Genomic DNA, 22491 nt, shown 5'->3' on the forward strand with positions numbered 1-22491 from the left:
TCTATTTTTTTCTTAGTGTAGCCAAATGCCTTTAAAACATGCTCTCAAAGAAAATGAGCGCCTTCAACGGAAGACACTCTCCAAATCATTATAAGCGCAGCTCTAATTCCTCTTTTTTAGCTTCATAACCTGGTTTACCTAGAAGAGCAAACATATTCAACTTATACGCTTCCACACCTGGCTGATTAAATGGATTAACGCCTAAAAGATATCCTCCCATTGCACATGCTTTTTCAAAAAAGTAGACGAGATAACCAAACGTATAGGCATCCATCGCTGGAATCGTCAGTACTACATTGGGAACTCCTCCGTCTGTATGAGCAAGCAATGTTCCTTCAAATGCTTTATTATTTACATAATCAATTGTTTTACCAGCTAAATAGTTCAAGCCATCTAAATTAGATTCAAGCGCTTCGATAGTAAGTTCATGCCTCGCTCGTTCTACCTTAATGACTGTTTCAAATAATTGACGACGTCCTTCTTGAATGTATTGTCCTAAAGAATGAAGATCAGTTGAAAAATTAGCCGCTGCTGGAAAGATTCCTTTTCCATCCTTGCCATCGCTCTCACCAAATAACTGCTTCCACCATTCAGCAAAGTACTGTAAACCTGGTTCATAACTAACGAGCATTTCAACTGTTTTTCCTTTATGATATAAAATATTTCGCACAACTGCATATTGATAGGCCTGATTTTGATCAAGCTCAGAAGAACTCAGCTCGCTATGAGCTGTTTTCGCTCCTTGCATAACGTTATCAATATTGATTCCACAAACAGCAATAGGTAATAAACCGACTGCCGTTAACACGGAATATCTCCCTCCGATATCATTTGGAATCATAAACGTTTCCAATCCTTCTTCCGTAGCGACTTTTTTCAAAGCTCCCTTTACGGGATCCGTAGTCACAAAAATACGTTGTTTCGCTTCTTTCTTTCCATATTTCTGCTCTAATAACTTACGGAAAATACGAAAAGCAAGCGCAGGCTCTGTTGTCGTTCCTGATTTGGAAATGACATTAATAGAAAAGTCTTTATCTGCTAATACATCCATTAAATCTTGCATATATGTAGAACTAATATTATGGCCGACAAATACAATTTGCGGTGTTTTTCTTTTCCCCGAAGACAATGAGTTATAGAAGCTATGCTGCAACATTTCAATCGCAGCACGAGCACCTAAATACGAGCCGCCAATTCCAATGACAAGTAAAATATCTGAATGACGTTGTATATCAGCAGCTGCCTTTTTAATTCGTGAAAACTCTTCTTGATCATAATCGGTAGGTAAATCGAGCCAACCAAGAAATGCATTGCCTTGTCCTGTCATTTCGTGCAGAGAATGATGTACCAGTTTTACAGCATCCTGTAAATATGTCATTTCATGTTGTCCAAAAAAAGCCAACGCTTTTGAATAATCGAAACGTACATAGGCCATGCTCCTATTCCTCCTCTTCTCTATATCCATACCTCTTTACTAAAAAGCAGTTTCGTATATAACGAATTCTTCTATAATATCTTCGTAAGAAAAACACCGTAATCACTAACAACCTACCTTATAAAGAAGCACGTAAAATAGACAGAACATCCTCACGATTCAATACTTTAAATTGACCAAATTCACCATAGACCATCGCTTTATCAGCCATCGTCTCTAATTGAGCATCATCGATTCCATAGTCAGCTAAGCGAGTCGGAGCACCTAAACTACGCCAAAATGCAGACAACGATGCAACTCCTTCCAGTGCCGTTTCTTCATCTGTTTTACCTTCTGGATTCACTCCAAAAACTTGGATAGCGAATTGCTTAAAGCGTGCTACATTATCAGGTAATACATGTCTCATCCAATGCGGGAATAGAATGGCTAACCCACCACCATGCGGGATATCATAAACAGCCGAAACAGCATGCTCAATATTATGAGTCGCCCAATCACCGCGATAGCCGACTCCAAGCGAACCATTTAAAGCAAGTGTACCTGCATACAGAATGGTCGCACGGTGATCATAATCATCTAACTTTTCTAATAATTTAGGAGCTGATTCTATAACCGTCAACAGGAGAGACTCACAAAAACGATCTTGTATCGGGGCATAAGTTGCCGGATGAAAATATTGCTCAAACACATGGCTCATAATATCTACAATCCCATAAACCGTTTGATCTTTCGGAACTGTAAATGTATAAACAGGGTCTAGAATAGAAAACTGTGGATATGTATGCGGACTGCCCCAGCCTACCTTCTCCTTTGTTTCCCAATTTGTAATAACGGAACCAGAATTCATTTCAGAACCAGTTGCCGCTAATGTTAACACGGTTCCAAATGGCAAAGCACCTTGGACCATTGTTTTTCTAGTAACAATATCCCAAGGGTCTCCTTCATATTTAGCCCCTGCCGCAATCGCTTTTGTACAATCAATCACACTTCCTCCGCCAACAGCTAAAATAAACTCGATGCCCTCCTTTTTACAGAGCTCAACACCTTTTCGAACCGTTGATATCCGCGGATTTGGCTCCACTCCGCTCAACTCAAACACTTCCGCATCGATTTGAGTTAACTGAGATAGAACCTCTTCATATACACCGTTCCTCTTAATGCTCCCTCCTCCATACACAAGTAACACCTTCCGGCCAAAAAAGGAGACTTCTTTCGGTAAAGTATTCAATTGACCTTTACCAAAAATAATTTTTGTTGGATTTTTAAAAGTAAAATTTTTCATATTCCCCACCCCTTTTCACCATTATGACTAAAATTCCAATTAAATACAAAAAATCCGCATAAAAAATTTTAAGTCGTACATATATCGTAAAAGAACAAGCAAAATAGTATAGAAATGATTTTTAAAATAAAAGGAGGATACACTATGAGTGGTATTCAGCGATTAGCACTTGTTTTTACTATTATCGGAGCCATCAATTGGGGACTAATTGGATTTTTCCAATTTGATTTAGTAGCGTCTATATTCGGTGGACAAGGTTCGGCATTAGCACGAATTATCTACGGAATAGTAGGGATTGCTGGTTTAATAAATCTTGGTCTTCTCTTTAAGCCAAGTACTGAAGTTGCAAGAGATCCTGAAACACGTCCAACCCGCTAAAAAAAAATGAAGAGAACTAACGGATAATCCGTTCTATACAAAAAAATTTTTCATACAAAAGAGGCTGATTATACAGCCTCTTTTGTATGAAAACTCGGCTAGAGTAACTTCAACACGTTTTTAATTTTCTCGAACGCCCAATCCAGTTCTTCCTTTGTCACAATAAGCGGAGGCGCAAAGCGAATGACTGTATCATGCGTTTCTTTACAAAGAATTCCTTCTTCTTTTAATTTTTCACAATAAGGACGAGCTGGTTTGTTTAATTCGATGCCAATAAAAAGTCCTCGACCTCGTACTTCTTTCACAACTGAATTTTTTATTTTCTTTAACTGGTTTAAAAAGTATTGCCCAAGTTCCAGCGAGCGTTGAGCCAATTGTTCGTCCACTAACACATCGAGTGCCGCTATAGAAACAGCACATGCAAGCGGATTTCCTCCAAACGTAGACCCATGCGAACCAGGAGTAAATACCCCCAGAATCGATTTATTAGCGGCAACACATGAAATTGGGAGTATTCCCCCTCCAAGTGCTTTCCCTAATATATACATATCTGGAGTAACATCCTCCCAATCACAAGCAAACATCTTCCCCGTTCTTCCTAAACCAGATTGAATTTCATCCGCAATGAATAAAACTTGTTCCTGCTTGCAATAAGCATAGGCCTCTTTTAAAAATCCCGGTTGTGGAATACGAATCCCTGCTTCTCCTTGAATTGGTTCAAATAAAAAAGCCGCTGTATGTGGTGTGATGGCGGTTTTTAATGCTAATATATCTCCATATGGAATAAGTTTAATTCCCGGAAGCATCGGGCCAAATCCTCGTTTGTATTCCTCTTCAGAAGAAAGCGAAATAGCTGCTAGGGTTCGACCATGAAAATTACCCATACAAGCAATAATTTCAGCTTGATTAGGCTCCACTCCTTTGACATCGTATGCCCATCGTCGCGCTGCCTTCATAGCCGTTTCCACTGCTTCGGCACCTGTATTCATCGGTAATATCATTTCTTTATGGGTGAGCTTAGCTACCTTCTCATACCAAGGTCCAAGCTGATCATGATGGAAGGCGCGCGATGTTAAAGTAACTTTATCCGCTTGGTTTTTTAACGCTGCAATAATCTTCGGATGGCGATGCCCTTGATTAGCAGCTGAATAGGCACTTAACATATCTAGATAACGATTCCCCTCAGGGTCTTTCACCCACACTCCTTCAGCCTCAGAAATCACAATTGGTAAGGGATGGTAATTATTGGCACCATATTGATTCGTTTTTGAAATCAACTGCGCTGAATCGTCATGAAGAGACATCCTACAAGCCTCCTTTTAAATGTAGCTTATTAAACAATATTACTGTTTCATGATTAAAAGACGGCATATTGTGGAATAATTTACTTTTGGAGCCTTCTGAAGAAATTTCTCATTGTTTCAGGATTTAGAACTACAGGAAGCAAAAAACGTTTAATGAATAAGATGATGTACCATGACCTATAAAAAAATCGGCTGATTCATCATCAGCCGATTTAAACACATTATTTTTTAATTAAATCTTCGCGTTGAGATTGTTCAATCCACTCTTGAAGCTTGTCTTTTAATGTATTGAATCCTTCAGTAGACTCTGTATAGCTAGTTACAGCTGCTTGACGCTTCTTAGGTGCTGCTGCTTTTCTAGCTGGTGCTGCTGGACGCTCTGGAGCTTCCTCTGTAGCACGGATTGATAAACCAATTTTTCCAGCTTTTTCATCAATTGAAAGAACTTTCACTTGTACTTCATCGCCTACTTTTAAGTGTTCGTTAATGTCCTTAACAAACCCGTGAGTAACTTCAGAAATGTGAACTAATCCTTGAGTTGATTCATCAAGTGCAACAAACGCACCGTATGCTTGAATTCCTGTAACTTTTCCTGTAACAACTGCACCGATTTCGAATTTTTGTGTCATGGTAACACTCCTATTTACGATATATTTTTTCATCTATTTCACGCAATATAAAACTATATCATATAATTGTAAAATAATCAAAAATCAATGATAGCTCAAACTTATATTTATCCTTATTATTTGCTATAATATAGACTCTTACTTTATATTTTCAAAGGAGTTTTTTACAGAAATGAACAAATCACAAGAGCAATGGACATCTAAGCTCGGCTTTATTCTCGCTGCAGCTGGATCAGCTATCGGGATTGGTGTTATATGGAAATTTCCTTATATGGTTGGAACCAATGGCGGCGGAATCTTTTTTCTGATGTTTATCTTATTCACCCTCATTATTGGTGCACCGATTTTAATTACTGAATTTATTATCGGAAGACGAACACAAAAAGATGCAGTACGAGCTTATAAAGAACTAGCACCAGGAACTCCATGGACCTTAATCGGTTATTGTGGCGTAATTGCTTCGATTATCCTGCTGTCATTTTACAGCGTTGTTGGCGGATGGATTCTTTCTTATCTTATCCGTAGTGTAACTAATTCACTTTCAAATTTAACACAACAGCAATACGGAGATTTATTTAACACGATTATTAGTAACCCTTATGAAACCGTTATCGCACAATTGATCTTTATGCTGATTACCATTTGGGTTGTCCAAGGCGGGATTCAACAAGGGATTGAAAAAGCAAGCAAATATATGATGCCAGCCCTATTCATTTTATTTCTGGTATTATTAGTCCGCTCCTTAACATTAGATGGGGCCATGGAAGGAGTCAAATTCTTCTTAAAGCCTGACACATCTGTTTTATCTGAGCAAACGGTTCTCCTCGCACTAGGACAAGCTTTTTTCGCCTTAAGTATTGGGATTTCAGTTATGGTGACATATGCCTCCTATTTAAATAAAAACGAAGACTTAACCAAATCAGCTTTATCCGTGGTAGGGTTGAATATTTTTATCGCTTTACTGGCGGGGCTGGTTATTTTCCCAGCGGTTTTCGCGCTTGGGTTTGATCCTGCAAGTGGTCCTGGGCTTGTTTTCGTTGTCTTACCAGCTGTTTTTAATGAAATTGCCTTTGGATCGGTATTCATGTTTATCTTCTTCATCTTAATCCTCTTTGCCACACTCACTTCTGCTTTTTCTATTTTAGAAATTGTTGTAGCTGCTATGGTGAAAGGAGATGAAGCAAACCGAAAAAAATCATCATGGGTTGCTGGTATTCTTGTATTCATTATTGGAATTCCAAGTGCGCTTTCCTTTGGTGTTTTAAGCCATATTACCTTATTTAATAAATCCATTTTTGATATAGCTGACTTCCTTGTCAGCAATATTGCCTTACCAGTAGGAGCCCTATTTATTTCTCTATTTGTCGGCTTCCAACTAAAAAGACTACACGTTGAAGAAGAATTCCTATCTGGTTCTTCATATGGAAAGAAAATCTTTAAAGTGTGGTATTTTTTAATTCGTTACATCGCCCCGATTGCAATTGCAATCGTTCTGTTAAGCTCCATTGGGTTCATTTAACAGATTTTGATGTTAGTAAAAGGCTACCCTAAAAATAGGCAGTATAAAACAATGATAAAAGATTGTAGATAAAACCGCCTATTTTGATGGTGCAAATTTTTTGTATGAATGTCTCTGTTATAGAATGTTATTAAAATTTGGCTCATTTCCGCATACTGTGAAATGAGCCAAATTTCATTTAATAGACACCATTATGTAACACAATGACAGCAAGAAACATGTTACACTCTATATAAATAACTATTTCCTGAAAAAGGGAGAGGTGCACTATGTCCGATATCGCTCGAAACATTCGACTATATAGAGAACAGAAAAATTTATCTCAACAGGAATTAGCCATCAAAATGCGAGTAGGTACAAAAAAATCGAATTATATGAGTCAGGTGAATTGATTCCGGATACAGAAACGATGTTAAGACTATGTACTGTGCTTGATCTACCCGCCTCGGAAATTTTAGAAAAAGAATATCATAGCAATAAAAAAACGACTTTAGATAATGAAATTGCAATGCTAATTGAGGAAATTGGAATGGAAAAAGCATTATTTCTTTTACGTTCTTTTAAAGAGGCTAGCGAGGCTGATGTATTAAAAATGCTAAATGTTTTTAAAAATTAAATAAGATGTATAACATCAGCATATATTGGAAACAATAAGGAATAACTTTCTATGATTACTCATCTAGAATAGCTCTTTCTTTCGATATCCCCCTATGGAAAAGGGTCGAATTTTTTTAAAATTCGACCCTTTTTTTTGCTATATTAGATTGGGAAAGCGATTATCCTTACCAGCTTAATTAAATCTCTCCATGAATCTAGAAATTCGCTTAATCGCTTCTTGAAGTTGTTCCATTGAAGACGCATACGAACAACGAATATGTCCTTCACCGCTTTCTCCAAACACATCTCCAGGAACAACCGCAACTTTCTCTTCCAATAAAAGCCGCTCTGCAAATTCTTGAGAAGATAGACCGGTTTTTTTAATAGATGGGAAGGCATAGAAAGCTCCACCTGGCTTATGACAGTCTAGACCAATTTCATTAAACGATTTTACAATATAGTTTCGTCGTCTACGATAACTGCTTCTCATATCTTCTACATCAGACATCCCATGTTGTAAAGCTTCTAACGCTGCATATTGTGCCATTGTTGGTGCACACATAATAGCATACTGATGAACTTTCAACATCGCTTGGCTAATTTCTTTAGGCGCACATACAAATCCTAAACGCCAGCCTGTCATTGCAAAAGCTTTAGAAAATCCATTTAATAAAATTGTCCTCTCTAGCATGCCATCGATAGCTGCAAAAGACGTGTATCCCTCATCATAGACAAGCTCTGCATAAATTTCATCCGAAATGACTAATAAATCATGTTTCATTACAACTTCAGCAATTGCTTCAAGGTCCGATTTCCCCAGTTGTGTACCAGTTGGGTTATTCGGTGAACAAATAAAGAGAGCCTTTGTTTTTGGTGTAATGAGTTCTTCAATTTGTTCAGCCTTAATTTTGAAATCATTCTCCGGTAAAGCTTGAACAGTTACAGGCACTCCGCCTGCCATTGTAACGATTGGTGCATAAGCCACAAAGCACGGCTCAACTACAATGATTTCTTCTCCAGGGTTTAAAATCGTTCGCAGGGCAATATCAATTCCTTGACTCGCTCCAACTGTTACAATAATTTCTTCCTCTGGGTCATAAGAAACATGAAAGCGTGATTTCATATAATGAGCGATTTCTTCTCTCAACTCCAACATACCGGCATTTGCCGTGTAGGATGTATGGCCAATTTCTAACGAATTAATCGCAGCTTCCCTTACTGACCAAGATGTAACAAAATCCGGCTCCCCTACACCTAAAGAAATAACACCTTCCATATTAGCCGCTAAATCAAAGAATTTTCGAATACCTGATGGTTTAAGCTCTTGAACAGTTTTAGAAATATAACTTGTTTTAATCACGGTGACACCACAATTCTTTTATCTTTTTCAGTTGACTCAAAAATCGTACCATCATGTTTATATTTTTTCAAAATAAAATGAGTAGTCGTTGAAATAACCGAATCTAACGTCGATAATTTATCAGAAACAAATTGCGCAACTTCGTTCATAGAACGGCCTTCAATAATAACTGATAAATCGTAGGCACCTGACATTAAATAAACAGATTCTACTTCCTTAAACCGATATATTCTTTGGGCCACTTCATCAAAGCCGACTCCACGCTTAGGTGTTACCTTTACATCGATCATCGCCGTAACGCCATGATATTCATCTACTTTCGCCCAGTTAATAAGTGTTGCATAGCGAACGATGATACGCATATCTTCAAGTTTTTGTAATGTAGCTTGAATATCTTCTTCCGATAAATCGGTCATTTTAGCCAAGTCTGCTGTTTCGATTCGGCTATTCGTCTCAATAATTCGTAGTAGTTCCAATTCTTGATCATTCAAGTGCATTGGAAACCCTCCTTTGGCATTCAAAGTGATGGTTAAGCTGGCAGAATACCTTTTAGGTTCTTTCCTCATATTAGACCTATAAGGTGTAATATACGACAATAAAAAGAAATTTAACACAAGGATGTTCTGTCAGGATAAACTGTTCATATTATACCAAAGTTCGTATCAAATCTGTTATATAAAATATTCTTTTTTCCGCCTATTTGTATAGATTCTGTTCTGTAACAGGGGAATTTTGAAAGTACTAGCAAGGAGGGGTTTATATGACAATAAAAGGAATAGAGACAGTCGGAAATATAGATATTTATTTTGAACAATACAGAAGTGAATCACCCCATCAAACGATTATATTACTGCACGGTTTCTTATCATCGAGCTTTAGCTATCGTAAGCTAATTCCTTATTTAACACCCGACTTTAATATCATTACCGTCGATTTACCTCCATTTGGACAAAGCGGGAAAACATATCGTTATACATATTCGTTTGAAAACATCGCACGCTCAATCATTGAATTGATAGAAGCAAAAGGGCTGCAATCTATTTGCCTCATTGGTCATTCAATGGGGGGACAAATTGCGTTGCAGCTCGCAAGCATTCGCCCTGACCTCGTGCAGCGAATCGTCCTTTTATGCAGTTCCGGCTACTTGCCTAGCTTTCCGCGTAAAATGAAGGCGCTCAGTTACTTACCGTTTTTTTCACTAGGTGTTCGGCATTACCTTGCTAAATCTGGACTTGAAAAAAACCTCAAAAAAGTCGTGTACAATCAAGATCTTATTGATGATACGATGCGACAAGGGTATCTGCAACCATTTACAGAGGGGAGACAAATTTTTCGTGCCTTAGGCCGAATGGTACGCGATAAGAGGGTAGATTTATTAAAAGAAGATTTACAAAAAATCCATGCACCATGCTTGCTCATCTGGGGACGTGAGGATAAAGTAGTTCCACTTAAGACCGGAAAACGGCTAGCCTCAGATTTACCCAATGCTAATCTTGTCATCCTAGATGATACAGGCCATCTCTTACCAGAAGAAAAACCAACAGAAGTCGCCTCTTATATTAAAAACTTCTTTATAGAAAAAAGCTGATTCTACCAACAGAATCAGCTTTTTTCTATAAAGTACAGCTTGTATTAGTTCGAATCATAATCAGCTTCTCAGCAACAGCTAAGCACGCTTGAAAATCAAGAGGTTCATCAAATGAAAATTCATAAATTTCTTTTAACCTTCTGGCTAAGCTTTGAACATCTTCAATATCTGAAACAGCAAGAACAGCATCTGCTATTTCCGGTTCATAGTTTTCACTACCTACTTCAAACGGGTCCCATTCCTGCAGAACACGGACAAGGGACAAAGTCATTTGTTGCCTATCCATTTTATTATCACCTGCTCCATTTTCTTTGCTAACATAGTACCATACAATTTTATTTTTAGCTCTGTTACATGACGATATTACGTTTTGATTAATAATAGGATATAGCCTATCCTTATATTTAGAAATCAGGCTCTGTTAAAAAAATTAAAGGCGGTGGATGTTTTGAACTCCTCTATTTTTGATGAATCATTAAACAGAAAAAATACTTCATCCTTAAAATGGGATGCCCTCCAAACCATATATGGCATAGAGGACTTACTCCCAATGTGGGTAGCGGACATGGATTTTCCTGCACCTCCATTCGTTCAAGAAGCATTAATCGAGAGAATCAAGCACCCTGTGTTTGGCTATACGATTGCTCCTCCCTCCGTATACGGCCATATTACTGATTGGCTGCAAACAAGACATAGCTGGGGGATTACCAAAGATCAAATCACGTTCAGTCCAGGTGTCGTAAGCTCCATTGGTACAGCGATTCAAGCATTAACTAAACCGAACGAGCGCATTCTCATTCAATCACCGGTTTACATGCCTTTTTTTGATATGGTTAAACGAAATGGACGAGAAGTTGTCCTAAATGAACTACAGCTAGTAGATAACCGCTATATGATTGATTTTACAGACTTCGAAGAAAAAATAAAAAACGGTGTAAAGCTTTTTCTATTATGTAGTCCACATAATCCAGGAGGCCGCGTTTGGACAAAAGCTGAACTACAAAAAATGAGTGAACTTTGTCTTCAATATAATGTGACCATTGTGAGCGACGAAATTCATGCTGATCTGACTCATTCATCCTACCAGCATGTGCCTACCGCTTCACTAAATCCAACCGTTGCAGACAACACCATTACATTTATGGCGCCAAGCAAAACGTTTAATTTAGCTGGTCTGCAAGCTTCCTACATGATTACAAACAATAAAAAGTTACAGCTAGCATTTAAGCGTGTACAGGAAGCGCAAGGATTTCATGGTTTGAACACCTTCGCCTTAACAGCAATGGATGCCGCTTACCACAAAGGTGGACAATGGTTAGATGAGCTGCTAGCCTACATAGAAGCGAATATACAAATAGCCGAATCATTCATCGCAAATGAAATTCCAACGCTTTCTTGTATGCATCCTGAAGCCTCTTATCTACTTTGGATTGATTGTCGAGGTTTAGGATTACCTGATCAACAAATTCAAGATGCTCTTCTCCAAAAAGGAAAACTTGCCCTCGAACCAGGAAAGAAATATGGACCTGGCGGCGAAGAATTCGTACGTATGAATGTCGGATGCCCGCGCTCCATTTTATTAGACGGATTAAATCGGTTAAAGCTGGCCTTTACTAACTAAAGACAACCTAAAAACCTAAACAACCTGTTTCTCTATTTTTAGAAGAAGGCAGATTGTTTAGGCTTTTTTAACGTAAAATATGTTTCTCTTTTGCTTCTTTCAGCCAATTCGGAAACTCATCTAATAATTGGTCATATAATTGTTCATCAACCTTTACAAAACCACAAAAAGGACTCCTATCAACATAAGGAGTCCTTTTTGTGAATTACTTCCTATTACTCTACATATGGATCTTTCTCATATCGCGGCAAATCTCCAAATGGTGTCATCATTCCAGCCTCGTCCAACTCTTCCTCTAATTGCTCATGCTGCGTATTCGGATAAATCATAATATTTTTCCCTGTTATATCAACCGCAGCGAAGTTCTCATAGTCTTCCACATAGCCAATATTTTCGTCTGATTCCACATACGTATCTTCATAATCGGCTGGTGGACGAATAAAATCTGATGGGCTCTCTGATGTTCCGTAGCTAGCTACTTCCTGCCATGTATCCTCTGCATCGTAGGCGACAGATTCTTTACGATTATCAAAATCAAACTGCCCAAAAGGCGGCATTAACACCTCTTCCTCAATCGGCCGATTATGCGATGTCTGCTGTGAAGGACTATGTTCCACGCAAAACGTCGTAGTCGGAATGGCTTGTAAACGCTCTGTCGGAATGGCTTTTCCACAAACCTCACATGTCCCATAACTCCCACTGTCTATCGCCTTTAAAGCATGATTAATTTCATCTAATTCCTGCCTTGCATGCTCATATAACGCCATATCCTTCTCTCGCTCATAAAGCTCTGTCGCATCATCTGCTGGATGATTATCATAACTTGATAGCTCTCCTACCGCATCATGACCATGACTTCTTAATAAATCAAATTCTTGACGCAATGACGGTTCTACTTCTTGCTTCATTTGCTCCAATTGGTGTTTGAACTCGTTGAGTTGATTCGGTTGCATACTAAAAAAACACCCTTTCTGAGTCAGTTTCCTTTTAGTATTTGTAACCATACTTTTTTCAACTAAGGTAGTTTCTTCCGCTGTTTAGGAGAAAGGCGTGTGAAACCGCGGTTTCACATGAATGAGCTAAAAATCATATTATCACCAACATTCATGAACATAGCCTATGAAAAAGTATCGTTCTTTGCTTTGTTTTGTTGCTGTGCAATACGCTCTTCAAGTTGCTTTGTTTTCAGCTCTTCTTTTTTGGAATAACGAATAATGAATCGCATTGTAAAAATTGCAGCTAACAAAAAGATCGCACAAGAAATCGCGGCTGGGATATACTCTGATTTATCATCTGGAAAGTAAAGAAACAAACCAATTACTACGTGCTTCATCTTGTTCATCCTTTCTACGTCCCGAGATATATTCATTATAACAACACCCATAAAATTCCACCATTTTGCACGAATGATGAATTGGCGAGATTTTTAATTTCCACCAAAAAGGGCTGCGCCAAAGCATAAGCTTTGACGCAGCCCTTTTTTCAACTTATAAAATTGTAATTTTTTTAATCACAACATCTTCTGCCGGTTTGTCACCATATGTTGTTTCCACATTTGTGATAGCATCTACGACATCCATGCCTTCAATAACTTGTCCAAAAACAGTATGTTTGTGGTCTAACCATGGTGTACCGCCTTGTTCCATGTATGCTTTAATCATTTCTTCTGGGTACCCAGCTTGCTTCATTTGCTCTCCCATACGTACATCTACATGCGGAGCTTGTACAATAAAGAATTGGCTTCCGTTTGTACCAGGGCCTGCATTTGCCATAGAAAGCGCACCGCGAATATTGAATGCATTCATAGCGAATTCATCTTCAAAAGGAGCACCCCAAATACTTTCTCCACCCATACCAGTACCAGTTGGATCCCCACCTTGAATCATAAAATCTTTAATAACACGGTGGAAAATAATCCCTTCATAGTAGCCGTTCTCAGCATGCGTTAAGAAGTTTTCAACTGCTTTTGGAGCTACTTCCGGGAACAATTTAATTTTGATATCCCCAAGTGTTGTTTGCATCAACACTGCTTTTTCATTTGCTTGCACTTCTGTTGTTAATTGTGGAAAATTCGTCATCCCTTATTCCCTACTTTCAATAATAGTATTAAAAAATATTATCCATTTTAACCTTCATTTGTACACTTTACACGATTTTTCTAAAAAAAGCATCTGAAAAGAAGTGCGAAACGTCCCATTCAATCTGATGTTAAAAATGCTCTAATTCAAGTATGATAAAAGGAGTAGAAACAGAAAGGTGGAAAGCGTATGCCAGTAGTTGAAGTAAAAATTGGAGAAATTGTAACAGCCATTAATAAAACAGGAAAATATATCGGAGAGGTCACTGAAGATCGCGAAAGTGCCTATCTAGTCCGCATTTTAGCTGTTTTAAAACATCCGATGCAAGGGGATCTGCACAATCCAAGACAAACAGAAGTGACCATGTTCCATCAACGTCGTGCTCTTGCTTATCGAGAACAAACGAATGTCCCTAAAAACATGGTCAAGCCATATGAAGGGGAAATTCCAGATTACCAAGCCTCATTACGAGAAGCTGTAACAACGATGAAGGAAGCTCTCACTAAAGAGGAGACAGACTTTAACAAACTTAGCCTACGGCAACTTGAAGAGTTAGAAGCAGATTATTTTAAATAACGTGATAAAAAGCCAAATCAATAATCGTTGATTTGGCTTTTTATAACGCTAAATGATTTAATACTTTAGATAGATCAATACGGTCACCAATCGTTGTTGGCTCATGTTTCTTCATATAACTTTTATCCTTTTCAATCAATTTAAAAATATTATACGTCGTTAAAGCATCATCAAGCGCACGATGATGTTTGCCTGTCCCTTCTTTTCCGTAAGCCTGTACAGCTTTCCACAAACCAGTTTGGTTTTGATCACCGAAGAACCGTTTGTAATCCATACATAAGTCAACTTGTTTTCCCTTAAATGGAAACTCTACTCCTGCCTTTTGGCAATTTTGTTTCAACACTTTCATATCCATATTTCCCCACGTAACGACTGTCGTCATTGGATAATCCGCTTCCATTTTCTTGAACAAATCGACTAGCTCCGTAAAAGGCATGCCGCTTTCAACTTGACTTTGATGAACACTCAAAAATTTCTTGCACCGATTCGTTAATGTTTTAAACTTACTTGGAGCAACAAATGAAGAAAACTGCTCTTTGACGGAATCATTTACAACGGATACAAAACCAACTTCAATGATTTCCGGATAAAATCCAACCGGATTCCCTCTCCCTTCTGGCATCGTAAATTCAAAGTCAATAAAGACATAGTGCTGTTTCTCCATACTTCTCCCCCCTTTATCATGATTTTACCAAATATTATAGCAGAACAATTTAAAACTTTTCAGTTAATTCCTACAATTCGCGAATAATTTCCTGTAAAATTTTTCAACATTTTTTCCCATTTTTCATGTATACTTTAGCTATACACGGTAATTTCCACCAAAATACCATATTAAAACTATATTAGTTAGGAAGTTGGACTATGCGCAAGTTTCTTGGCTCTCTCTTTATCTTTTCCCTTATCCCTCTTGTAACAGGATTAATCTTTTTAGCCTCTCAAGAGTGGAACAAGGCTGAAAGCGTTCAAAAAGTACTCGATGACAATATTTCTATCGATACGATTCAGTTAGAAGAAACAAGTTATATGACAGACAACCAAGGCAAGATTATTAGTGAAATATCGTTAGCGAAAAATCGGGTAAATCTAAGTGACGAAGAAATTCCAACGTTTTTAAAGGATTTATTTGTCACTATAGAAGATCGACAATTTTATCATCATGAAGGCATTGATGCTGTAGCGATTAGCCGTGCAGTTCTTGTAAATAGTCAGAGCACCTCCATCGAACAAGGCGCAAGTACAATTACCCAGCAGCTCGCTCGAAATGTGTATTTGACACATGAAAGAACATACGACCGAAAAATCACTGAGCTGCTCTACGCCTATCAAATGGAACGATTGTTTTCGAAAGAAGAGATTCTAGACTTGTACATCAATGCAATTTACTTTAACAACGGCACATATGGCATTGAAGCCGCTTCTCAATTTTATTTCAATACATCTGCTAAGAAGCTATCAAAGGCCCAATTAGCCTTTTTAGCAGCGATCCCGAATAACCCCGAGCGCTATAATCCGCTCAAGCATTTTAAAGCGACGAAAAATCGACAAGAGCGCATTTTACGACAAATGGTTGAAGCAGAGTTTTTATCTGAGAAACAGTACAAAAAGCTTGTTCAAGAAAAAATCACCTTAAACGTTCGTACAAAAGTGGATAACTATCCAGACTATGTGACGTATGTGCACCATGAACTAAAGCAATTAGTAGCTGCTAGAGAAGGATTGACAGCAAGGCTTGCGAGCAAGGACCAAACTGTACGTAAACAAGCAGAAAAACAACTACAAACTAAAGTTACAAAACTATTAAACTCTGGAGTAACTATCCATACAGCTCTTGATCCACACTTGCAAACAACTGCCAAGCAAGCGCTAAATAACGGAATCGCTTACGGTGATATTGAAGGAGCTGCCGTCGTTATACAACATAATACGCAGGAGCTTGTCTCTTTGATTGGGGGAAAGAATTATAAAAAAAATTCTTTCAATCGCGCTTATCAAAGCTACCGTCAACCAGGCTCTGCTATTAAACCATTGCTCGTTTATGCACCGTATATCGAAAAAACGGGGGCCTCTGTATACTCCCAAGTAAGCGGGGCTAATTATTGTAAAAACGGCTATTGTCCACAAAACTATGGAGGAGCAACCTATGGCATGGTTCCTTTAAAAACAGCATTTGCTCGTTCTTATAATACACCAGCTGTTCGTCTCCTTGATGCAACAGGCATTGAGACAAGTTTCGAATATCTAGATGCATTTCAATTTGAACAAGTGAGCGAACGAGATCATCTCTTAACAGCTGCTGTTGGTGGCTTCACCTATGGAATGAGCCCACTCGAACTAACTCGCGCCTTTACATCCTTTTATGACGGCAGCTATCAGCCTGCTCGGGCTATTGTTAAAGTAACAGACCGCGAAGGTAAAACTCTTTATAAATGGAAAGACAAACAAAAGCAAGTCTGGAGCCCATCAACCGTCGCAAAAATGCGTGAACTATTACATGAAGTAACCGTTAGAGGTACGGCAAAAGCAGCTTATTTTCCAACCGGTTATATCGGCGGCAAAACAGGAACAACAAACGGTGTAAAAGATATATGGTTTGTTGGTTTAACAGACAGCTATACGACAGGTGTTTGGGTTGGTCGAGATAAACCTTCTAGTATTGAATCGATTTACTACTCCTCACCACATGTTCGTATTTGGCGTAATATTAGCCAACAAGCAGAAGCAAGATAGCCTGTCCGATTTCGGACAGGCTATCTTTATTTGGATTTTTTTAAATAGGTAAACTATTAATTATGCTGTTATAAAGTTTTAATACAGAGTATGCGACAACCAATAAAAAGATTGACCATATGAAAATATGAAAGAAGATTAAACCAATTAATCCTAACAAACTTAAGTTTGTTGAAATTTTATACACAAAATAAATGAAAGCGGCGACATTTGTTAAGAGAAAAATGACGAGCAGCCCCATAATTGACTGAGTACTTACTAAAGACACTGTAGCACCAACTACATAAATAATCGTCCCCATTCGAATACTCTTTAAGCCCGTTCCATCCGAATCCTTCGAAAAAAGCAGCAAAGACATTTCAACCATCGTATCCAAAAGTAGCTTTAATGCCGAAAACAGCATGAAGAAAACAAGAAACATTACAACTAATAAAGCTATTTTAATACCTGTTTCCGAAAAAAATTCCAACATTCCTTGATAAAGCCCTAAACTATCAAATAAATCTAACAACTTTATTTCACAATAAAGCCCAAACGATAAACTAAATAATACAACCGTAATAAACGGAAAATAACCGAAAAAATATGTATTCTTCATGCCCAATCCTCCAAAAAAACAGTGTGCCTCCCTTCACCAAACACACTGATTTTCATTTATCCACATTTTTATCCACGATTAATCCACAATTTAAAAAGTCACTGTGACACAACTGCCAATGTACATCGAGAAACACAAATGAGTTTGTCTTGTTCATCGCGAATCTTTACGTCCCAAACCATTGTTTTGCGGCCGCGGTGAAGAATGGTTCCTTCCGCAATGACCTGCCCTGAACGTTTTCCTCTTATATGATTAGCATTGATTTCTAGACCGACTACTGCTTCCTTTGTTTGATCCACCAGATAAAAACCCCCAACGCTCGCTACCGTTTCTGCAAGGGCGACAGATGCACCTCCGTGCAATAATCCAAACGGCTGCCTTGTTCTTTCATCCACTGGCATTGTCGCAATTACTTTCCCCTCACTTAACTCTTTAATTTCAATCCCTAATGAATTCATTAAAGTTCCTTCTACATTTCTTTCCATTTTCTACACCTCATTTTCTTTTTATTTCTTAATTGTACATATAATCCCATAAACTTACAAAATATTAAAAAAGAAAATACAAAAAAACTGATGCTGCAGTTCACAAACATCAGCATCAGTTTTCTTATTGCGCTAAAATAGCCTTTAATTCCGACCAATCTTTCAATCTCGGAACTTTTACCTTTTGATTGTATGGATTGTCTTTTGCATAAACCTTTGTTGGAATCTCTAATAATGTTTCTAGCACTGCTGGCTTATCATCAAAATAGTAATCTAATTGTAAGTCCAGAATGATTTCTATCTTTTCCTGATCCTTCATTCCACAATAAAAATGGTCCTCTCGAAAAGGAAAGCCATGTTTAATTAACCACTGTTTCGTGCGTTCACTATGTTCTTTCTTTCTTGCTGTAATATAAAAAATCTCATGCCCCTCACGGTCGAGCTCTTGTAACATATCTAGTGCCCCTTCAAAAATTGGACACCCTGAATAATAAATTTCATCCGCTAGACTATTCCACAGCTTGCCGCCCTCTTCTCCAGTCAAACCAAACGCTTTGTGAATCTCCAATGTGTTAATTGTTTGTAACACATCTAAACTTACATTTTGATTCAATTTCTGATTATATAATTGAAACGCATATCCTCGTAAATCAATAAGCGTATCATCAATATCAAAGCCAAATTTCACACTAATCCCCCTAAGCTAACACCACAAATTGCGAAGCAAAAGACTCTTCCTTCTCAATTTGTATCGCTTGTAATTTTGCTACTTCTTCTTTCCGGATTGTAGCACAATTAAGTAAATCCAGCTCCGCAATATAGTCTTTATTGATTAATTCTGCTAATACATCTGCATCCTTCATAGCACTATTTAAACCAAAAGCACCAGTCGGAGTCATCGTATGTGCAGCATCCCCAATCAAAGCAACACCATGTTTCCCCCACATTTCAGAGGAACTGCTATATACATCTAATAAAACAAAGTCTTCCCATGAGCGAATATTCTGCAAAACAGAATCTTTTAGCACCGGGAAGGCTTGCACAAGTTGGTCAATGAATGGTTGAAACGGCTGCTTCCGCAACTGTGGATAAGAGCCTTGTTCAATATTCCAGCCAATTTGGATAAATCCTAAAGCTTGTGTAAATAAAGATAGCTGCTTTCCGTTAATAAGCGCCATTTTAATAGCAGGCTCCCAACCGATTGGTGCTGGGATTCTCGCCCAAAGCAAATCATAGCCATGCTTTCGAACCGTTACATCAATATCGGCTTTTTTCCGTACTGTTGAATATCGTCCATCCGCTCCAATAACAAGTTTACTTCTTACAACAATCTCTTTGCCGTCTTTTATCGCTTTAACGCCATTATAACGTCCTGTTTCATCTTCTAATAACTCAGTTACCTTTGTATTCATCAATAAAGTGAAGGAATCATATTTCTGTGATTCTTTTACTAATACTTTTAATAAATGAGCTTGAGGCACATGAATACCTAAATGGCCAACTTTTGAGTCTGGAAGGATTTTTTTCACCAATTGACCAGCCTGCCAATATTCCAATTGCTTCATGCGTAATAATCCTAATTCCTCAACGGCCGAGAATAAACCATGTTTCTTTAAAATCGCTTCGCCCTCTTCATTTAAATGCTCGCCACGAAACGCCTTCCCCATCCCTGCATAACGTTCAATCAAAATAACAGAAACATTTTTCTTCGCTAATAAATATGCAAGTAAAGCGCCACCTGGACCAGCACCGACAATACATACATCACTGTGATACATCATCTATCCTCACCTTGATTCGGATAAGCGGTAATACGCAGGTCCTCACCGAATGTATCAACTTTATCAAAAGTTACATTCCATGCCTCATCCATACTATCTACATCAAGTCCGGTAAATGGCGTTAACGAATTTCGACCTCCAAGTAACTTGGGAGCAATATAAATAAAATATTTATCAATCAAACCAGCTCTTAAAAATGAAGCATTCACTTCTCCGCCACCTTCGACTAAAAGTTCCGTAATGCCTTTTTTATAGAGCTCAGCAAGCATAGCTTCTAAATCCAGTCCCGATTCTGTTTTAGCAACGAAAATAAACTCCACACCTTTTGCCTGCAGTGCCTCAAGCTTTGTTCGATCAGCTTTGTCCGTTGTTACAATGATAGTCTTCGCTTCATGTGTATGAACTACAACAGCATCAAGCGGTGTACGCAATTCACTGTCTAAAATAACACGCACCGGATTCTTGCTACCGCCTTCAGGAAGACGAGTCGTCAAAGATGGATTATCAGCTAACACCGTACCCACTCCAACTAAGATGCCGTCTACTTCATTACGAAGCTGATGAACGGCATAGCGGGATTGTTCACCTGTAATCCATTTAGAATGCCCCGTATGTGTCGCTAACTTCCCATCTAATGTCATTGCAAATTTAGAAATAACAAATGGACGGTTTTTAAGCATATTGTGGATAAACACTTCATTCAAACGTTTTGCTTCTTGCTCTAACACACCGACTTCGACTTCAATTCCGGCATTTCGTAACAATTCAATCCCTCGTCCAGCCACTTCTGGATTCGGATCTTGCATAGCGACTACAACACGGCTCACACCCGATTCTTTTACAAGATTCGCACAAGGAGGTGTTTTACCATAATGTGAGCAAGGCTCTAATGTGACATACAAAGTTGCACCTTTCGCATAATCCCCTGCCATTCGAAACGCATGAACCTCCGCATGCGGCTCACCTGCTTTTCGATGGATACCTGTCCCGGCAATAACACCATCTTTCACAATAATCGCTCCAACAAGCGGATTTGGATGGGTTTTCCCTCTCGCACTTTTGGCTAAATCTAGTGCCAGCTGCATATAATACTGATCTGTATTCATCTAATTCCGCACTCCTTATCCTATCAAAGTAGAGTTCTCCTGACGCATATGCCCTGATTTCTGAACCTTCGTATCTAAATAGAAACGATTGTATTCTGTTAATCCGCCCCATAGTGGGATATGATGATTAGCGGTTAATCCGTGCTCTTGCAAAGCAGCAAGCTTTTTCGGATTATTTGTAATAAGTGTAACAGGCTTTTCTCTTAACGTCTCTAACACGCGAATTGCATCTTCATACGAGCGCGTATCATCTTCAAATCCAAGTGCATGATTCGCTTCAACCGTATCGTATCCTTCTTGTTGTAAAAGGTAAGCAAATGATTTAGAAAACAAACCAATTCCTCGTCCTTCATGGTCGGCTAAGTAAAAAATAGCTCCACAGCCATGCTCTGCAATCATTTTCATCGATTGATGAAGCTGATAGCCACAATCACAACGCTGACTGCCAAAAATATCACCTGTATGACAAATGCTGTGCATTCGAATCAAAGCATCATCCGAATTGGCAAAGTCACCATATACAAGAACTGATGACTGCTGGCCAAAGGCTAAGTTCGCAGTTGCAAGCGAATCAAGAACAGCTTCTTTTGTGTTAACACCGCCCTCTAATGAATGCCATGTATACCACTGAAAAGTAACTTCTAAATCTTGCTGTTGAACCGGCAATCGAACTGGACCAACTAGACACAAGTCTGCTTTTCCAGGTGTTTGAATCATTTGCATCTTATCTATTAAAAGTTCTTTCGTTTCTTTTGTTATTTTCATAGTATAATCACCTATTTTATATTTTGGAATTCATTCATTCACTCACTTACTTTATGTAAGTAAGTATATAACTATAAAATATACACGTCAAATGCAATATGTGCTATATGAACACTTTATATATCCTGATAAATGGATATAATCCAAGCACCTTACAAGCATAATCGCTTACTTCTATACATATTGTAAATAAAAATCGGTACGAAAGGAGAACAACTTATTGGAAGAACTTCCACGTTTTCATCATGCTCCTTTAATTCCGGTGACTTATGACCATCTATATCGAACAACAACTCCCGCTCAGCTACGCCCCTCATCGACTGCAAATCCCGATTTATTAATACAATCAGCTAAATTATCCCAAATTTTACTACAAGATGCCAAGAAAGTCATTGATATGCTCGCCAGCTCTAAACCATTTGCCGAGGGACTTATGAATGCCGCTCAGCAATCCCAAAAATCAGTCGTCACCGGTATGATTCAAAAAACAGGTGTTCATACCGTCCCTGACATTAATTATAATCCAGAAGGCATCCGCTTAGATTTTTATCCCAAAACAGGTGAAGATTACTGCCATATTATTATAAACCTAAAATGGATGCATGTTTAAGTTGATATTAACCGAAACATTTATTTCTCATTGTATATGGAAACGAAGT

At 38.3% G+C, this 22491-nt stretch carries 26 protein-coding genes and 1 pseudogene; 9 read left to right on the forward strand and 18 right to left on the reverse strand.

Translation table 11 applies throughout. The features are described 5' to 3' along the window. Positions 1-88: 88 nt before the first annotated feature. Complete coding sequence (locus tag BAOM_RS20580; protein ID WP_127761878.1) at positions 89-1435, reverse strand: glucose-6-phosphate isomerase; 1347 nt, start codon at positions 1433-1435, stop codon at positions 89-91. 118 nt (positions 1436-1553) lie between these two features. Then, positions 1554-2717 carry an iron-containing alcohol dehydrogenase gene (locus BAOM_RS20585; RefSeq protein WP_127761879.1) on the reverse strand — a complete coding sequence of 388 codons (1164 nt, stop codon included), beginning with the start codon at positions 2715-2717 and terminating at the stop codon, positions 1554-1556. Positions 2718-2861: 144 nt separating this feature from the next. Here BAOM_RS20585 and BAOM_RS20590 point away from each other — a divergent pair, with 144 nt between their 5' ends. Beyond that, on the forward strand, positions 2862-3095 hold the full coding sequence (locus BAOM_RS20590; protein ID WP_127761880.1) for a DUF378 domain-containing protein: 234 nt from the start codon (positions 2862-2864) through the stop codon (positions 3093-3095). Positions 3096-3193: 98 nt separating this feature from the next. On the opposite strand, the gene BAOM_RS20595 is transcribed toward BAOM_RS20590, so the two are convergent. Together BAOM_RS20595 and yugI are read right to left on the reverse strand one after the other, a co-directional pair. Next, on the reverse strand, positions 3194-4399 hold the full coding sequence (locus BAOM_RS20595; RefSeq protein ID WP_127761881.1) for an ornithine--oxo-acid transaminase: 1206 nt from the start codon (positions 4397-4399) through the stop codon (positions 3194-3196). A gap of 221 nt (positions 4400-4620) precedes the next feature. Then, on the reverse strand, positions 4621-5028 hold the full coding sequence (gene yugI, locus BAOM_RS20600) for a S1 domain-containing post-transcriptional regulator GSP13 (RefSeq protein ID WP_127761882.1): 408 nt from the start codon (positions 5026-5028) through the stop codon (positions 4621-4623). A 172-nt stretch (positions 5029-5200) separates the two neighbouring features. Between yugI and BAOM_RS20605 the strand changes: the two genes are divergently transcribed. From BAOM_RS20605 to BAOM_RS20610, 3 genes are all read left to right on the forward strand, one after another. Further along, positions 5201-6547 (forward strand): sodium-dependent transporter, encoded by a 1347-nt coding sequence (locus tag BAOM_RS20605; protein WP_127761883.1) that lies wholly within the window; start codon positions 5201-5203, stop codon positions 6545-6547. 269 nt (positions 6548-6816) lie between these two features. Next, positions 6817-6939, forward strand: a complete 123-nt coding sequence (locus tag BAOM_RS25240) for a helix-turn-helix domain-containing protein (RefSeq protein ID WP_257467466.1) — start codon at positions 6817-6819, stop codon at positions 6937-6939. After that, positions 6936-7163 (forward strand): hypothetical protein, encoded by a 228-nt coding sequence (locus tag BAOM_RS20610; protein WP_257467467.1) that lies wholly within the window; start codon positions 6936-6938, stop codon positions 7161-7163. Before BAOM_RS25240 ends, BAOM_RS20610 begins: the two co-directional genes overlap by 4 nt. Positions 7164-7337: 174 nt before the next feature. Here the strand turns inward: BAOM_RS20610 and BAOM_RS20615 are convergent, their stop codons facing one another. Both BAOM_RS20615 and BAOM_RS20620 read right to left on the reverse strand, forming a co-directional pair. After that, on the reverse strand, positions 7338-8504 hold the full coding sequence (locus BAOM_RS20615; protein ID WP_127761884.1) for an aminotransferase: 1167 nt from the start codon (positions 8502-8504) through the stop codon (positions 7338-7340). Continuing rightward, positions 8501-9001 (reverse strand): Lrp/AsnC family transcriptional regulator, encoded by a 501-nt coding sequence (locus BAOM_RS20620; protein WP_127761885.1) that lies wholly within the window; start codon positions 8999-9001, stop codon positions 8501-8503. Before BAOM_RS20620 ends, BAOM_RS20615 begins: the two co-directional genes overlap by 4 nt. 263 nt (positions 9002-9264) lie before the next feature. On the opposite strand from BAOM_RS20620, the gene BAOM_RS20625 reads away from it, so the two are divergent. Further along, the gene (locus BAOM_RS20625) at positions 9265-10092 is read left to right on the forward strand and encodes an alpha/beta fold hydrolase (protein WP_127761886.1); all 828 of its coding nucleotides are present in this window, start codon (positions 9265-9267) and stop codon (positions 10090-10092) included. Positions 10093-10117: 25 nt separating this feature from the next. Here the strand turns inward: BAOM_RS20625 and BAOM_RS20630 are convergent, their stop codons facing one another. After that, entirely contained in the window at positions 10118-10378 is a 261-nt protein-coding gene (locus BAOM_RS20630; RefSeq protein WP_127761887.1) for a DUF1871 family protein, read from the reverse strand. Between the two features lie 162 nt (positions 10379-10540). Here BAOM_RS20630 and BAOM_RS20635 point away from each other — a divergent pair, with 162 nt between their 5' ends. Further along, entirely contained in the window at positions 10541-11713 is a 1173-nt protein-coding gene (locus BAOM_RS20635; protein WP_127761888.1) for a MalY/PatB family protein, read from the forward strand. A 67-nt stretch (positions 11714-11780) separates the two neighbouring features. Here the strand turns inward: BAOM_RS20635 and BAOM_RS25395 are convergent. The 4 genes and pseudogenes from BAOM_RS25395 to BAOM_RS20655 form a co-directional block, all read right to left on the reverse strand. After that, positions 11781-11852: pseudogene (locus BAOM_RS25395) on the reverse strand (VWA domain-containing protein); the annotation flags it as partial. Between the two features lie 76 nt (positions 11853-11928). Next, entirely contained in the window at positions 11929-12666 is a 738-nt protein-coding gene (locus BAOM_RS20645) for a yteA family sporulation protein (protein ID WP_127761889.1), read from the reverse strand. A 164-nt stretch (positions 12667-12830) separates the two neighbouring features. Further along, a complete protein-coding gene (locus BAOM_RS20650) occupies positions 12831-13046 on the reverse strand; it encodes a hypothetical protein (protein ID WP_127761890.1) in 216 nt (71 codons plus the stop codon). A gap of 154 nt (positions 13047-13200) precedes the next feature. Continuing rightward, entirely contained in the window at positions 13201-13791 is a 591-nt protein-coding gene (locus BAOM_RS20655; RefSeq protein WP_127761891.1) for a peptidylprolyl isomerase, read from the reverse strand. Positions 13792-13980: 189 nt separating this feature from the next. Here BAOM_RS20655 and BAOM_RS20660 point away from each other — a divergent pair, with 189 nt between their 5' ends. Then, positions 13981-14367 carry a kinase-associated lipoprotein KapB gene (locus BAOM_RS20660; RefSeq protein ID WP_127761892.1) on the forward strand — a complete coding sequence of 129 codons (387 nt, stop codon included), beginning with the start codon at positions 13981-13983 and terminating at the stop codon, positions 14365-14367. A gap of 40 nt (positions 14368-14407) precedes the next feature. On the opposite strand, the gene kapD is transcribed toward BAOM_RS20660, so the two are convergent. Then, positions 14408-15031, reverse strand: a complete 624-nt coding sequence (kapD, locus tag BAOM_RS20665; protein WP_127761893.1) for a 3'-5' exonuclease KapD — start codon at positions 15029-15031, stop codon at positions 14408-14410. A gap of 200 nt (positions 15032-15231) precedes the next feature. Here kapD and BAOM_RS20670 point away from each other — a divergent pair, with 200 nt between their 5' ends. Next, positions 15232-17097 (forward strand): transglycosylase domain-containing protein, encoded by a 1866-nt coding sequence (locus BAOM_RS20670; protein ID WP_127761894.1) that lies wholly within the window; start codon positions 15232-15234, stop codon positions 17095-17097. Between the two features lie 40 nt (positions 17098-17137). On the opposite strand, the gene BAOM_RS20675 is transcribed toward BAOM_RS20670, so the two are convergent. The 6 genes from BAOM_RS20675 to BAOM_RS20700 form a co-directional block, all read right to left on the reverse strand. Beyond that, on the reverse strand, positions 17138-17695 hold the full coding sequence (locus BAOM_RS20675; protein WP_127761895.1) for a DUF5366 family protein: 558 nt from the start codon (positions 17693-17695) through the stop codon (positions 17138-17140). A gap of 98 nt (positions 17696-17793) precedes the next feature. Next, positions 17794-18180, reverse strand: a complete 387-nt coding sequence (locus BAOM_RS20680) for a hotdog fold thioesterase (RefSeq protein WP_127761896.1) — start codon at positions 18178-18180, stop codon at positions 17794-17796. 124 nt (positions 18181-18304) lie between these two features. Further along, complete coding sequence (locus BAOM_RS20685) at positions 18305-18868, reverse strand: 5' nucleotidase, NT5C type (RefSeq protein WP_127761897.1); 564 nt, start codon at positions 18866-18868, stop codon at positions 18305-18307. Between the two features lie 10 nt (positions 18869-18878). Continuing rightward, a complete protein-coding gene (locus BAOM_RS20690; RefSeq protein WP_127761898.1) occupies positions 18879-19961 on the reverse strand; it encodes an FAD-dependent monooxygenase in 1083 nt (360 codons plus the stop codon). Next, positions 19958-21067 (reverse strand): bifunctional diaminohydroxyphosphoribosylaminopyrimidine deaminase/5-amino-6-(5-phosphoribosylamino)uracil reductase RibD, encoded by a 1110-nt coding sequence (gene ribD, locus BAOM_RS20695; protein ID WP_127761899.1) that lies wholly within the window; start codon positions 21065-21067, stop codon positions 19958-19960. The genes BAOM_RS20690 and ribD overlap by 4 nt, the downstream gene beginning before the upstream one ends. A 15-nt stretch (positions 21068-21082) precedes the next feature. Next, positions 21083-21832 (reverse strand): GTP cyclohydrolase II, encoded by a 750-nt coding sequence (locus tag BAOM_RS20700; RefSeq protein ID WP_127761900.1) that lies wholly within the window; start codon positions 21830-21832, stop codon positions 21083-21085. 220 nt (positions 21833-22052) lie between these two features. Between BAOM_RS20700 and BAOM_RS20705 the strand changes: the two genes are divergently transcribed. Continuing rightward, complete coding sequence (locus BAOM_RS20705) at positions 22053-22442, forward strand: YuzC family spore coat inner layer protein (RefSeq protein WP_127761901.1); 390 nt, start codon at positions 22053-22055, stop codon at positions 22440-22442. Positions 22443-22491 lie beyond the last annotated feature (49 nt).

Origin of the sequence: Peribacillus asahii, assembly GCF_004006295.1 — a bacterium.
In the GTDB taxonomy this organism is placed as follows: Bacteria; Bacillota; Bacilli; order Bacillales; family DSM-1321; genus Peribacillus; species Peribacillus asahii_A.

Excerpts from the sequence above, each read along its gene's own strand:
- BAOM_RS20580 (WP_127761878.1), bottom strand. The coding sequence starts at position 1,435 with ATGGCCTATGTACGTTTCGATTATTCAAAAGCGTTGGCTTTTTTTGGA.
- BAOM_RS20585 (WP_127761879.1), bottom strand. The coding sequence starts at position 2,717 with ATGAAAAATTTTACTTTTAAAAATCCAACAAAAATTATTTTTGGTAAA.
- BAOM_RS20590 (WP_127761880.1), top strand. The coding sequence starts at position 2,862 with ATGAGTGGTATTCAGCGATTAGCACTTGTTTTTACTATTATCGGAGCC.
- BAOM_RS20595 (WP_127761881.1), bottom strand. The coding sequence starts at position 4,399 with ATGTCTCTTCATGACGATTCAGCGCAGTTGATTTCAAAAACGAATCAA.
- yugI (WP_127761882.1), bottom strand. The coding sequence starts at position 5,028 with ATGACACAAAAATTCGAAATCGGTGCAGTTGTTACAGGAAAAGTTACA.
- BAOM_RS20605 (WP_127761883.1), top strand. The coding sequence starts at position 5,201 with ATGAACAAATCACAAGAGCAATGGACATCTAAGCTCGGCTTTATTCTC.
- BAOM_RS25240 (WP_257467466.1), top strand. The coding sequence starts at position 6,817 with ATGTCCGATATCGCTCGAAACATTCGACTATATAGAGAACAGAAAAAT.
- BAOM_RS20620 (WP_127761885.1), bottom strand. The coding sequence starts at position 9,001 with ATGCACTTGAATGATCAAGAATTGGAACTACTACGAATTATTGAGACG.
- BAOM_RS20625 (WP_127761886.1), top strand. The coding sequence starts at position 9,265 with ATGACAATAAAAGGAATAGAGACAGTCGGAAATATAGATATTTATTTT.
- BAOM_RS20630 (WP_127761887.1), bottom strand. The coding sequence starts at position 10,378 with ATGGATAGGCAACAAATGACTTTGTCCCTTGTCCGTGTTCTGCAGGAA.
- BAOM_RS20645 (WP_127761889.1), bottom strand. The coding sequence starts at position 12,666 with ATGCAACCGAATCAACTCAACGAGTTCAAACACCAATTGGAGCAAATG.
- BAOM_RS20650 (WP_127761890.1), bottom strand. The coding sequence starts at position 13,046 with ATGAAGCACGTAGTAATTGGTTTGTTTCTTTACTTTCCAGATGATAAA.
- BAOM_RS20655 (WP_127761891.1), bottom strand. The coding sequence starts at position 13,791 with ATGACGAATTTTCCACAATTAACAACAGAAGTGCAAGCAAATGAAAAA.
- BAOM_RS20660 (WP_127761892.1), top strand. The coding sequence starts at position 13,981 with ATGCCAGTAGTTGAAGTAAAAATTGGAGAAATTGTAACAGCCATTAAT.
- kapD (WP_127761893.1), bottom strand. The coding sequence starts at position 15,031 with ATGGAGAAACAGCACTATGTCTTTATTGACTTTGAATTTACGATGCCA.
- BAOM_RS20670 (WP_127761894.1), top strand. The coding sequence starts at position 15,232 with ATGCGCAAGTTTCTTGGCTCTCTCTTTATCTTTTCCCTTATCCCTCTT.
- BAOM_RS20675 (WP_127761895.1), bottom strand. The coding sequence starts at position 17,695 with ATGAAGAATACATATTTTTTCGGTTATTTTCCGTTTATTACGGTTGTA.
- BAOM_RS20680 (WP_127761896.1), bottom strand. The coding sequence starts at position 18,180 with ATGGAAAGAAATGTAGAAGGAACTTTAATGAATTCATTAGGGATTGAA.
- BAOM_RS20690 (WP_127761898.1), bottom strand. The coding sequence starts at position 19,961 with ATGATGTATCACAGTGATGTATGTATTGTCGGTGCTGGTCCAGGTGGC.
- ribD (WP_127761899.1), bottom strand. The coding sequence starts at position 21,067 with ATGAATACAGATCAGTATTATATGCAGCTGGCACTAGATTTAGCCAAA.
- BAOM_RS20700 (WP_127761900.1), bottom strand. The coding sequence starts at position 21,832 with ATGAAAATAACAAAAGAAACGAAAGAACTTTTAATAGATAAGATGCAA.